The organism is Bifidobacterium simiiventris, from assembly GCF_019331715.1.
Taxonomy (GTDB): domain Bacteria; phylum Actinomycetota; class Actinomycetes; order Actinomycetales; family Bifidobacteriaceae; genus Bifidobacterium; species Bifidobacterium simiiventris.
Map to the genome: position 1 here is coordinate 393,186 of NZ_JAHBBG010000001.1, position 12,204 is coordinate 405,389.

A 12,204-nucleotide genomic window follows, 5' to 3' on the forward strand; every position below is an offset into this window, starting at 1 on the left:
TACTGGAGTCATCCAAGCGAAAGGATGCGATCATGAACAAGATCAAGCGCACAGCAGCCCGTCGTACCGGCACCGCAACCCGCGCAGCACTTGCCACACGACCGACGCTCGCGACCACCAAACTCATCGCCATCGCCGCGGCCGTCTCACTCGCCGGCGGCATGGCCGCGGGAGCCGGCACCGCCTACGCCGTCCGCCGCTCCGTTAACTCCTCCTCCGCCAACAGCATCACCATGAACGCGCCCGGAGGCATGGGCGGCGGCGCGGACACCATGAGCTACGACTACTCCGGCTCCTACACCGCCGCACTCACCGCGGACGGCAAGGAAGTCACCTCCTCCAGCGACACCACCACCGCCACCGATGCCGACCAGAACGCGGCGCTCGCCCAAAACGGCGGCACGCTCACCATCGAGAACGCCACCCTCACCAAGTCCGGCGACTCCGACAACGCCGACAACAACAACTTCTACGGCACCAACTCGATCTCGCTGACCGTCGGCGACGGTTCGAAAACCGTCATCTCCGGCAGCAAGCTCACCGCGTCGAGTTCCGGCTCGAACGGCGTGTTCGCCACCGATTCGGGCACCGCGCTCGTCTACGACACGACGATCAGCACCACGTCCGACAATTCGCGAGCGCTTGACGCGACCTACTCCGGCACGATCCTCGCCGGCAAGGTCACGGCCGACACGCAGGGCGACCACAGCGCGACCGTCGCGACCGACCGCGGCGGCGGCAACGTGTCCGTCACCGATTCCGAACTGAGCACGGCCGGTTCCGGCTCGCCGCTGCTCTATTCGACCGGCGACGTGCAGGTCAACAACGTGACCGGCACCGCGTCCGGCAGCCAGATCGCCGGCATGGAGGGTTACAACACGATCCTCATCAGCAACTCCACGCTGGAAAGCACGAACACCGGCAAGACCGGCTCCGACCCGATCGCCAACGGCGTGATCATCTACCAGTCCACGTCCGGCGACGCCGAGTCCGCCACCGGCGAGCACGCGACGTTCCAGGCGAAGGACTCCACGCTCAAGTCCGCGATCGAATCCGGCTCGATGTTCTACTTCACGAACACGACGGCCGACGTGGTGCTGTCCAATACGACGCTCGACTTTGACACCAGCAAGGCCACGTTGATCAACGCGTCCGGCAACGACGCGAACAACTGGGGTTCGGCAGGCTCGAACGGCGCGACGGTCACGTTCACCGGGCGAGACCAGACGTTGGAAGGCGACGTGACGGCGGACACGATCTCGTCGGTCGACCTGTACTTGCTGGAAGGCTCGACGTGGACCGGCGCGGCTTCGATCACCGAGAACTCGTCGGCCGCGAACGGCTCGACCAGCGACGCGCCGATCACCGTGAACGTTGACGGAACGTCGACGTGGGTGGTCACCAAGGATACGACGATCTCCGCACTGAACGTCGCCTCCGGCGGCAAAATCGTGGACGAGGACGGCAAGACGGTGACGATCGTCGCGAACGGCAAGACCGTGGTGTCGGGCGACAGCGACATCACCGTGACCGTGACCGGTTCGTATTCCACGACCGTCGATGCCAGTTCCGATACGGAACTCGCGACCGAGACGATCGACCGCTCCGACTTCGACAGCCAGTTCGGCACCAGCACCAGCTGGACGATGGCGTAACACTCCCTATTCCCTCAACCATCACATCACGCACTTCATACAACAAAGGAATCATCATGAGCAACGAGAACACCATCAAGAACACCGACACCACCACTGCCGCCACCGAGGCCACGACCCCGATCGAGTCGGCGAAGCGCACCGACTGGCAGTGGAGCCAGGAGGAAACGCGCGTCCAGCAGCCGGCCGTGCAGGCCACGACCGCCGCCGAATCTTCCGCCGAGACGCAGGCCGATCAGACCGATCGGGCCGACGCCCAGCAGGCCACGCCGCAGTACGCCGCGCAGGGGCAGGATTACGGCACCGCCTACGGTCAGCAGTATGGGCAGGCTTACGGCCAGCAGCCGTACGGGCAGTATGGCCAGCAGTATGCGCAGCCCGGCCAGCCGAACGGCGGCAACCCGTTCGCGCCGAACGGCCAGCAGCCGTACGGGCAGCCCGGCCAGCCGATGCAGGGTCAGGTCCCGGCCCCGCACCAGACCAATCCGAAGACCAGGTTCTGGGCGATCGTGGCCGGCGTGTCGCTAGTGTGCGGCCTGATCGGCGGCGCGTGCGGCGCGGCGATCGTGAACGCGGTCAGCGGCGGCAATGACGGCAACGGTTCGAGCCAGCAGATGCAGATGCCCGGCGGCGGCATGGGCGGCCAGTCCGGCAACTCGAACGGCGGTCAGTCCGGCAACGGCCAGATGGGTGAACCGCCGAGCATGCCCGGCAACGATTCAAGCGATTCCAATGGTTCCGGCCAGTCCGGCAACTCCGGTCAGTCCGGTTCCGGTAGCTCCAACGGCCAGTCCGGCAACAGCTCGTCCAACGATTCGAGCAGCTACACCGGTACCGATTCCGATTCGATCGAATCCTGATCATTAGTCAAGACGCGAGTGGGCCTCGCCGTGCATCACATCATGCATGGCGAGGCCTACTCGCGTCTTGCTGTCCCATCGCCGCCGGCAGAGTCGTTACAGAATGATCGCGGAGACGAAGGTGAGCGTGAGCAGCGAGCACAGCGTGGTCACAAGCACGAAGCCGACGCCGTATTCGGGCATGTTGTTGGTGCGTCCGGTGAACATGGCGATCGTGGTCATGGTCGGCAGGGCGGAGACAAGCGTGATCATGAGGATCATGTCGTGCGTGATTGGCATGGGCAGGAAGCCGGCGATCGCGTTGAGCAGCGCGTAGAAGCCGAGCGGGAACGCGACCATCTTGACCAGCATGCCCACGTACAGTTCGTAGCGTGTGAGCACCGTCCACCAGCGGGTGAGCGCGAACAGGCCGCCGAGATAGATGAGCGACATCGGGGTCGCCATCGCGCCGATCCTCTGCAGCGGGGCGAGCACGATCTGCGGGATCTGAATGCCGATGAGGATGAGGATCAGCGCGGTCATGTTGCCGACGAACGCTGGATTGACGAACCGTCGCAGCAGGGCGAGCACACGTCTGCCGAATGACGGTCGTGCCGAGCGTACGGCTGCGGCTGTTGCGGCTGCCGTCGTTGCGGTAACGTTGTCAGTCGTAGCCGGTTCTCCCCCATCATTGTCCGCACCGCCGTGCGTACCGTCCTTGACCGGATCGCACAGCCATACGCCGTACGTCCACAGGATCGTCTGGTCCACGAACGACATCAGCGCCACGAACAGCGCGGCCTCCTTGCCGAACAGCGACAGCAGGATCGGGATGCCGATGAATCCGGCGTTGCCGAAGATCATCGAGCATTGGAAGATATGCGAACGATTGCCGCGCAGCCGCAACACATGCGCGACGACAAAGAACACGGCGATCAGCAGCGCGTACATGATGATCGTGAGTACGATGTCGCCGCGGTTGTCGATGAGCTGTGTGCGGGTCGTGCCGTCCACCGCGTTCGAGAACACGAGCAGCGGGATGAGCACGCTCAGCAGCAACGAGCACATGCCGTTGAGCGCGGTCTGGCCGTACAAGCGCAATCGCACGCAGATGTAGCCGACCATGAGCATGATGAAGAAGCCGACCAACTGGCCGACCACGATTTCGAATTGTCCCATTTCCCTTGTTTCCTCTTCCTGACGAGCGCACCGCTCACTGCACGTACCGACGGCGCGCGTAGATGCCCCAGTCCGGCCGCGGCTCGTGCTCGCGGATGCTGGTGCGCACGTCGCCGTAGAAGTCGAGCTTGCGCAGCACGTGATCATAGGCGGCGTCGAGCGCGCGCCGCTGCTCCTCGATCGCCTCGCGGCGGTGCTCGAGCAGGGCCATCATCTCGTCGATGTGCCCGGCCTCGTCGGCCTCGTAGGTGAAGAACCGCTTGAGTTCGTCGATGGTCATGCCGGCGTCCTTGAAACAGCAGATCGAGCCGAGACGGTCGACGTGCTCGCGCCGGTAAACGCGCTGGCCGGTCGCGGTGCGGCCGACGTTCGGCAGCAGTCCTTGGTCCTCGTAGTAGCGCAGCGTCGACGGTTCCATGTGGAACCGATCGGCCATCTGCCGGATCGTGTAGGTCTCCTCACGGTCGTCGCAATCGGTCATCGTATCGTCTCCCCGGCTCGTCTTGCGTATCCCGTACGACTTTACTCGCAACGTTGCGACACGCCGACAGACGATTCTCGGTGCCACAATTTGCGTTCAAGCGTACTTGAAGCGCAATGATAGTACTAACAGCTATCGGACACGCGTTTCGTATGACAATATGCGACCGTGATACGAGCCGCACGTCCGGCAGCCGACGACCGTACACCAGCCACGACACCACCGTCGCGGCCGTCATCAATGGGAGGATGATATGTTCGAACCGACTTTCGACTACACGCCCGCAGCCACTCGCTACGATTCGATGCGCTACAACCGCTGCGGCACCAGCGGACTGAAACTGCCGGCGATCTCGCTCGGCTTCTGGCACAACTTCGGCGACATCACGCCGTACGAGCAGATGAAGTCGCTCGTCTTCACCGCGTTCGACCACGGCATCACGCACTTCGACCTCGCCAACAACTACGGCCCCGAGCCGGGTGCGGCCGAGAAGAGCGCCGGCCGGCTGATCCATCAGTACTTCGCCAAGCACCGCGACGAACTGATCGTCTCCACCAAGGCCGGCTACGAGATGTGGTCCGGACCTTACGGCTTCGGCGGCTCGCGCAAGTACCTGATCTCCTCGCTCGACCAGAGCCTCGAACGGCTCGGCCTCGACTACGTGGACATCTTCTACCACCACCGCCCGGATAACGACACCCCGCTCGAGGAGACGATGGGCGCGCTCGCGCAGATCGTCGCCAGCGGCAAGGCGCTGTACGTCGGCCTGTCGAACTACGACGGCGAGCGTCTTGCGAAAGCCAGCGCGATCCTCGACGAGCTGCACGTGCCGTTCATCATCAACCAAAACAAGTACAACATCCTCGATCGCACGGTCGAACGCAACGGTCTGAAGGACACGGCCAAGAAGCTCGGCAAGGGCCTGATCACGTTCTGCCCGCTTGAGCAGGGCCTGCTCACCGACCGCTATCTCAACGGCATTCCGGCCGATTCGCGCGTGGCGCACGATCCGCGCTTCCTGCACGAGGACCGCGTCGAGAGCGTGCATGCGAAGATCGTGGCGCTTAACGAGATCGCCTACCAGCGCGGTCAGACACTTGCGGAGATGAGCCTCGCCTGGCTGCTGCGCGACGACACGGTGACCAGCGTGCTCGCCGGCGCGTCCAAGCCGCAGCAGATCCTCGACAACATCGGCGCGCTGAAGAACACCTCGTTCAGCGATGAGGAGCTCGCAGCCATCGACAAGATCGCGCTCGGCTGAGCACGGAGGGTGTTTTCCGCGACCGCCAACGACGGCGGCACGGCGCCCACCCCTTTGCCAACACCCCTTACCGGTGCCCATGCCGGTGCATTTCATCTAACCAATGGACGATACGCACCGGCATGGACACATCAGATGGCGCATATCATCCAGGCGACAGACGACACGCACCGCTCACATTGTCGAACATATGTTCGACAATAGTCTGCATGACCGCCACTCGAACGTATCTCGCCATCGACCTGAAGTCGTTCTACGCCTCAGCCGAGTGCGCCGACCGCGATCTTGATCCGTTGACCACCAATCTGGTGGTGGCGGACGTCACCCGCACCGAGAAGACGATCTGTCTCGCGGTGTCCCCCTCGCTCAAGGCGTACGGCATCGGCGGGCGCGCACGCCTGTTCGAGGTCGTCGAGACGCTGAACCGGGTCAACGAGGAGCGTAGGATGCACGCACCCGGCCACCGGTTCACCGGCGCATCGTCCGACGCAACGAGGTTGGCGAACGATCCGCAGCTGAAAATCGATTACATCGCGGCTCCTCCGCGCATGTCCTACTATCTGAAGACCAGCGGGGACATCTACGGCATCTACCTGCGCTATGCGGCCGCCGAGGACATCCACGTCTACTCGATCGACGAGGTGTTCATCGACGCGACGCGGTATCTCAAGCTGTATCGCGTCACCGCGCACGAACTGGCACGTCGGATCGTGCAGGACATCATCGATGCGACCGGTATCACCGCAACGGCCGGCATCGGCACGAACATGTACCTTGCCAAGATCGCGATGGACATCGTCGCCAAGCATATGCCCGCGGATCGCGACGGTGTACGCGTGGCCGAACTCGATGAGGACTCGTACCGCCGTCTGCTGTGGGATCATCGCCCGCTCACCGATTTCTGGCGCGTCGGGCGCGGGTATGCGCGCCGGCTCGAATCCGTCGGCCTACTCACGATGGGCGATGTGGCGCGTTGCTCGCTGGGCCGTGCGAACGATTACTACAACGAGGCCCTCCTGTACCGTATGTTCGGTGTGAACGCCGAATTGCTCATCGACCACGCATGGGGCTGGGAACCTTGCGAAATCGCGGATATCAAGGCATACCGGCCCGCGGAGAATTCCCTGAGCAACGGACAGGTGCTGCATCGGCCGTATTCTGCCGATTCGGCACGGCTGGTCCTGCGCGAAATGGCGGATGCGATGTCACTGGAACTGGTCGACAAGGGACTGGTGACCGATCAGGTCGGCCTGTACATCGGCTACGAAGGCAAGGAGGGGTTCGAAGGTTCCGCGCCGGTGTCGACGAACCGCTATGGCAAGAAGGTACCGCGACCAGCAAACGGCTCGTTGGAATTGGACGAGTATACGTCGTCGACAACAACGATCATCGACGCGATGACGCGCCTGTACGACCGGATCATCGATCGGACGCTGATGGTGCGGCGACTCAACATGACGGTCGGCCGGCTGCGCCCGGACTCCGGATCCACGGACGGCATACACGCCGCAACATCGCACACGGCCGAACGCCATGAGGAGCAGCTGAGCCTGTTCGACGAGGTCGAACGGGAGGACGTCCGACACACCGATATGCGTCGCGAACGCAACGTGCAAGAGGCACTGCTCGCCGTCAAACATCGGTTCGGCAAGAACGCCGTGATCAAGGGCATGAATCTCGAACCGGACGCCACCGGCCGAGATCGCAACAACCAGATCGGCGGCCACGCCAGCGGCACCGCCGCCTCGCTGCGAGAAAACCGCCAACAGGCCAATAACCAATCCGGTGAACCGGCCAGTGGCAAGTCCATCCCGGTCCACTACATGTCCCCATTCGCCCAGCATCCCGATCATGACGACGCTACTCCATCAGAACTCCGACCCCGGTCAACGCTACGCATCACCCACCGATACGACGACATCATCGACTTGCCGCACCATGCCTCCGCCGAGCACCCGCCCATGACGCGTCTCAACCGCGCCGCCCAGTTCATGCCGTTCGCGGCGCTCACCGGCTATGATCAGGTGCTCATGCAATCTCTGCACGAGCGCGAAACCGCCATCCATGCCGCCGAGACCGCCGGCGACACCGACTGGGGCAGCTAAGTACAGCTAGCGTCTACCACATAGGGCACGCCCAGCAGCTCATTGCCGCCAGTCGGTGGTGCCGGAGAAGAAGCCGGAGATGCCGGAACCGGCCGAACCGGAGCCAGCGGGCGCGACTTCGTACATCTCGACGATGCGCGGGTCGCCCGACTCGGCGGCCATCTGCGTGAACAGGCGCTGCGCCTGCCAGCGCGACGCGCCCCAGATCAGATACCACAGCACGCCGGTGCCGAACACCATCATGAGCAGCGTCCAGTGGAACAGCCCGTACCCGTAGGCCACGAGCGCCACGGCGGTGATGAACAGGATGTACGCGCGGCGGATGCACAGCGTCACCGCATTGCGCATCACCGACAGATACCTCGCCTTCGGGTATTCCACGATCAGCACCATCGCGATCGAGAACGCGGCGAACAGGAACACGAGGCATACGGCCAGCGCTGGCGTGACGTACACGCCCCACGGGAACTGCGTGAACAGCGCGATGTTGTAGACGAGCGCGAACCCGACGAGCGCGCAGCTCGCCCCGGCCGCGAGCGCACGCGGGAAGAGCCGCGCATAGGCGCGGAAGTACGGGCGGAACATGGCGACGGCGACATCCTGGCGCACGTACAGCCCGGCGATCCAGTCGGGCGGGAACGCGGCCACCTCACCGTCGGGATGACCTCCATCGGCGCGGGCAACCTCGGCCTCCAGCATGCGCTTGACGCGCACCCGCGAACCGCGCGCGAGCAACGCCGGATGGTCGCGGAACATCGCGTACAGCGCCGCAACCGCCGGCGAGGAGAGCCCCGCGGCCGCGAAGTACAGCGGCCAGTAGTTGAGGTCGTTGACCACCAGCATGACGATCACGAGCGGCAGCGCGGCGATCAGGCAGCAGATGCCAGCCAGGATCATCACCACCACCGAGTTGACGATATGCATGAACGCGTCGGCCTGGAACCACTTGTTGGTCGCGTCGGGCGAGGCGTTGTTGTTGCTGCGGTCTTCTGAACTCATGATTGCAACCTTACTGCGTTGCGCGGCGGATGGCCGGCGGTGCGACGGATAACAGAAAAACGGTCTGCATGGTTACAGGCACACCATGCAGACCGTGTGTGGGTTTCGGCCGGCTCGGCGGCGCAAGGAGGATAACGCCGCCGAGCCGGCCGGCCGAGGGCCGAAGAGCCGATCGGAAGGAGGGATCAGCCCTTCATGCCGGAGGTGGCGATGCCTTCGATGAACTGCTTCTGGCCGATGAGGAACACGACCAGGATCGGCAGGATGGAGAGCACGGAGCCGGTCATGATCATCGCGTAGTCGGCGTTGAACTGGCTGATGAACGTCTTCAGGCCAAGCTGGATGGTCTGCAGGTTCTGGGCGCGCAAGTAGATGAGCGGGCCCATGTAGTCGTTCCACGTGTTGGTGAACGTGATGATGCCGAGGGCGGCGATGGACGGTCCGGACAGCGGCAGCACGATGCGCGAGTAGATGCCGAATTCGCTCAGGCCGTCGAGTCGGGCGGCTTCGGAAAGCTCTTCGGGGATCGTGTCGTAGAACTGCTTCATCATGAACACGCCGAACGCGCCGAACGCCTGCAGCAGGATGATCGACCAGCGGGTGTCGACCAGACCCCACGAGGAGAGCATCTTGAACTGCGGGATCATGTAGGACTGCCACGGCACGGCCATGGTGGCGATGTAGATGAGGAACAGCGTGTTGCGACCGGCGAACTTGATGCGCGAGAAGCCGTAGGCGGCGAACGAGCCGGTGAACACCTGCAGGAAGGTCACGCAGATCGCGAAGAACACGGTGTTGCCGACCCACAGCAGCATGTCGGACTTGGTCCAAATGTTGATGTAGTTCTCGAAGTGCCACACGCTCGGCAGCCACTTGAACGGCACCATGAACACTTCGTTGTTCGGCTTGACCGAAGCGAGGAGCATCCAGACGAACGGCAGCAGCGTGAACGCGGCGACGGCGATCATGGCCACGTAGCCGATGACGGTGCCGACGACCTTGAGCGGGCTGACGGGCTTCTTGTTGAACGGGATGTCCGCGGAAGGAGACTTGGCTCCCGCGACCGGGGTGATGCTTGCGGCAGTCATCTTACTTCTCCTTCTTGTTGTTGTACCAGAACTGGATGAGGGTCACGACCATGCACAGTGCGAACAGCACGAGCGAGACGGTGCCCGAGTAGCCGAAGTCGGAACGGTCGAAGGCCACGCGGTAGACGTACTGCGCGAGCATGAGGGTCGCGGTGCCCGGGCCGCCGTCGGTCATGACGAGGGTCAGGTCGAGGATCTTGAAGGACTGGATGGTCAGCGTGACCATGACGAAGAACAGGGTCGGTCGCATGCACGGCACGGTGATCTTCCAGAACTGCTGCCAGCCGTTCGCGCCGTCGATGGACGCGGCCTCGTACAGTTCGCCCGGAATGGTCTGCAGGCCCGCAAGGATGAGGATCATGAAGTAGCCGACCTCACGCCAGGTGGCCACGATGATGACCGCGACCATGGCCCACTTGGTATCGCCCATCCAGCCGGGGGCCCAGCCGCCGGTGAAGACCTTGATGACCTGGTTGATCACGCCGGACTTGGCGTCGAACAGCATGTTCCACACCTGGGCGGCGGCGACGATCGAGGTGATGTACGGGAAGAAGGCGACGGTGCGGAAGAACGCGCGGCCCTTCAGGTTGGTGTTGAGCAGCACGGCCAACGCGAAGGCGATGGCGAGGGTGAGCGGGATGTGGACGATCGAATAGACGATGGTGTTGACGAACGCCGCGTGGAAGTTCGAGTCACGCGACAGTCGCGACCAGTTGGTCAGACCGTTGAACACCGGATCGCCGAAGGCGCTCCACTTGGAGAAGCCGATGTAGAACAGCTGGATGACCGGGATGAGAATAAGAACGAGGAAGCCGATGAAGTTCGGCGCGATGAACCCGATGCCGTTGATGAGATTGCGCCGGCCGATGGCCTTGTTGGCCTTGCTGTGGTCGGGCGGTGCGACATGTGACTGTGCAGCCGAGGTAGCCTGTGTCATCGCTGCAACACTCCTTTGTATATAGTGCGGTGAAAATGCGGATGGATTGATGACGGGAATCGATGTGGGCATGATGAACGGGAGCCCGGACTGTTTCCTGATAGGTACAGCCCCGACCCCCGTTCATCGGCATCCGGTCAGTGGCGACCGGTGGAGCCGGATCGTTCCTTACTCGACGACGCCCTGATCCTTGACGTCCTGAGTGGCCTTGGCCAGTGCGTCATCAACGCTGGAGGTCTTGGTCATAATCGAGGAGTTGGCGGTCTTGAGCACGTCCTGGATGGTGTCGGTACCCTTGCCGACCGGGTTCTCCGGGTTGGTCTTGTGGGTGGTCCAGGCCTTCTTGGACAGATCGTCGTTGGCCATGCCGTCAGTGCCGAAGTAGGTGTCGGCGACGGAGTCGGAGAAGTAGGCCGGGGTGGTGCCGATCTTGGCGAGCGCCTCGGAGCCCTTCTCACCGGAGGCCCACTTGACGAATTCCTTGGCGGCGGCCAGCTGCTGGCCGGAGATGTTGGAGGAGACGGCGAGGCCGGTCGGATCGGCGAAGGTCACCGGGGTGTCAGAGGTGGAGGCGTCCGGGTTCTGCGGGATCGGAGCCATGCCCCACGTGAACTGGTCGGCGTCGCCGGACTTCTGCTGGCTGACGAGCGTGGCGGCGAACCAGGTGCCCATCGGCAGCATGGCGGCCTTCTGGGTGCCGAACTGCGCTTGGTACTGGACCTTGGTGGAGTTCGAGGTGTTCCAGTCGATGGTCAGGCCCTCGTCCTGCCACTTGAGCGCACGCTCATAGTAGGGCTTGAGGTAGCTGTAGTCGCCCTTGAAGAAGTCGTCGTAGGCGCCGTCGGTCTGTGCCACCGCGAAGCCCTGGACCACGGACTGCCAGTTGTGCTGGTACATCGGGTAGACGGAGTTGGCGTCGTAACCGGCCGCGGGCAGCTTCTTCTTGAGTTCCTCGGCGGCCTTGGTGTAGTCGTCCCACGTCCAGGTGCCGTCAGGGGTGTCCACGCCGGCCTTCTCGAACATGTCCTTGTTGTAGAAGAGTACCCAGGAATCCTGGCGGTACGGCATCGCGTAGTACTTGCCATCCTCGAGCTTGTACTGGGAGACGTCGATGTTCTTGTCGCCGTCGTAGCCAGCCGCGATGTCCGAGAGATCCGCGAGACCGCCGGATTCCGCGGCGTACGTGTAGTACTTCTGCAGGTTCTTGATCGGGAAGACGTCGGGCTGGCTCTTGCCGGAGATGTCGGAGGTCAGCTGCTTGTCGTAGTCATCGGCGGAGTACTGCTTGATCTTGACGGTGATGTTCGGGTGATCCTTCATGAAGCCGTCGGCCAGGGTCTGGAACTCCGGGGTGGTGTCGAGCGACCAGCCGGCGAACGTGATCGTGGTCTTGGCGTTCTCGTCCAACGCCTCGGTCTTGCCGCCGCTGGCGTTGTTGCTCGAGCCGCAGCCGGCGAGCAGCATCACCGCTGCACCTGCGAACGCGGCCGTTTTGAAGAGCGGAGAGACTTTCCTCATGGTGTTTTTCCTTTCCTTCCATTCCGACATCATTGCCGAAACCCGCTTGGTGAGCGTTCGTTGTGGTCACCTCGTAGTGATCACTGCTGCACCTTGCGCTTGACTTTGATTATTCACTGATTGATCGTTCCTGATAGTCGTT

10 protein-coding genes and 1 pseudogene are annotated in these 12,204 nt (G+C 63.1%); 5 read left to right on the forward strand and 6 right to left on the reverse strand.

The features are described 5' to 3' along the window. The first annotated feature begins 32 nt into the window (after positions 1–32). Positions 33–1,655: an adhesin gene (locus tag KIH76_RS01645; protein WP_236036741.1), complete on the forward strand. Its 1,623-nt coding sequence runs from the start codon at positions 33–35 to the stop codon at positions 1,653–1,655. Positions 1,656–1,711: 56 nt separating this feature from the next. Beyond that, positions 1,712–2,515, forward strand: a complete 804-nt coding sequence (locus KIH76_RS01650; protein ID WP_214374846.1) for a hypothetical protein — start codon at positions 1,712–1,714, stop codon at positions 2,513–2,515. Positions 2,516–2,611: 96 nt separating this feature from the next. On the opposite strand, the gene KIH76_RS01655 is transcribed toward KIH76_RS01650, so the two are convergent. Both KIH76_RS01655 and KIH76_RS01660 read right to left on the reverse strand, forming a co-directional pair. After that, complete coding sequence (locus KIH76_RS01655; RefSeq protein WP_214374847.1) at positions 2,612–3,673, reverse strand: AEC family transporter; 1,062 nt, start codon at positions 3,671–3,673, stop codon at positions 2,612–2,614. A gap of 34 nt (positions 3,674–3,707) precedes the next feature. Further along, positions 3,708–4,154: a MerR family transcriptional regulator gene (locus KIH76_RS01660; protein ID WP_214374848.1), complete on the reverse strand. Its 447-nt coding sequence runs from the start codon at positions 4,152–4,154 to the stop codon at positions 3,708–3,710. A gap of 253 nt (positions 4,155–4,407) precedes the next feature. On the opposite strand from KIH76_RS01660, the gene KIH76_RS01665 reads away from it, so the two are divergent. The 3 genes and pseudogenes from KIH76_RS01665 (at position 4,408) to KIH76_RS11715 (ending at position 7,520) form a co-directional block, all read left to right on the forward strand. Further along, a complete protein-coding gene (locus KIH76_RS01665; protein ID WP_219068945.1) occupies positions 4,408–5,415 on the forward strand; it encodes an aldo/keto reductase in 1,008 nt (335 codons plus the stop codon). 209 nt (positions 5,416–5,624) lie between these two features. After that, a pseudogene (locus tag KIH76_RS01670) lies at positions 5,625–7,142 on the forward strand (Y-family DNA polymerase); the annotation flags it as partial. Positions 7,143–7,313: 171 nt separating this feature from the next. Then, the gene (locus KIH76_RS11715; protein WP_214374860.1) at positions 7,314–7,520 is read left to right on the forward strand and encodes a hypothetical protein; all 207 of its coding nucleotides are present in this window, start codon (positions 7,314–7,316) and stop codon (positions 7,518–7,520) included. A gap of 39 nt (positions 7,521–7,559) precedes the next feature. Here KIH76_RS11715 and KIH76_RS01680 read toward each other — a convergent pair whose 3' ends face one another. From KIH76_RS01680 to KIH76_RS01695, 4 genes are all read right to left on the reverse strand, one after another. Continuing rightward, complete coding sequence (locus tag KIH76_RS01680) at positions 7,560–8,519, reverse strand: hypothetical protein (protein ID WP_214374850.1); 960 nt, start codon at positions 8,517–8,519, stop codon at positions 7,560–7,562. Between the two features lie 185 nt (positions 8,520–8,704). Further along, on the reverse strand, positions 8,705–9,607 hold the full coding sequence (locus tag KIH76_RS01685) for a carbohydrate ABC transporter permease (RefSeq protein ID WP_214374851.1): 903 nt from the start codon (positions 9,605–9,607) through the stop codon (positions 8,705–8,707). A 1-nt stretch (position 9,608) separates the two neighbouring features. Then, a complete protein-coding gene (locus KIH76_RS01690) occupies positions 9,609–10,544 on the reverse strand; it encodes a carbohydrate ABC transporter permease (RefSeq protein ID WP_219068947.1) in 936 nt (311 codons plus the stop codon). Positions 10,545–10,712: 168 nt separating this feature from the next. Next, complete coding sequence (locus KIH76_RS01695; protein WP_219068949.1) at positions 10,713–12,062, reverse strand: ABC transporter substrate-binding protein; 1,350 nt, start codon at positions 12,060–12,062, stop codon at positions 10,713–10,715. Positions 12,063–12,204 lie beyond the last annotated feature (142 nt).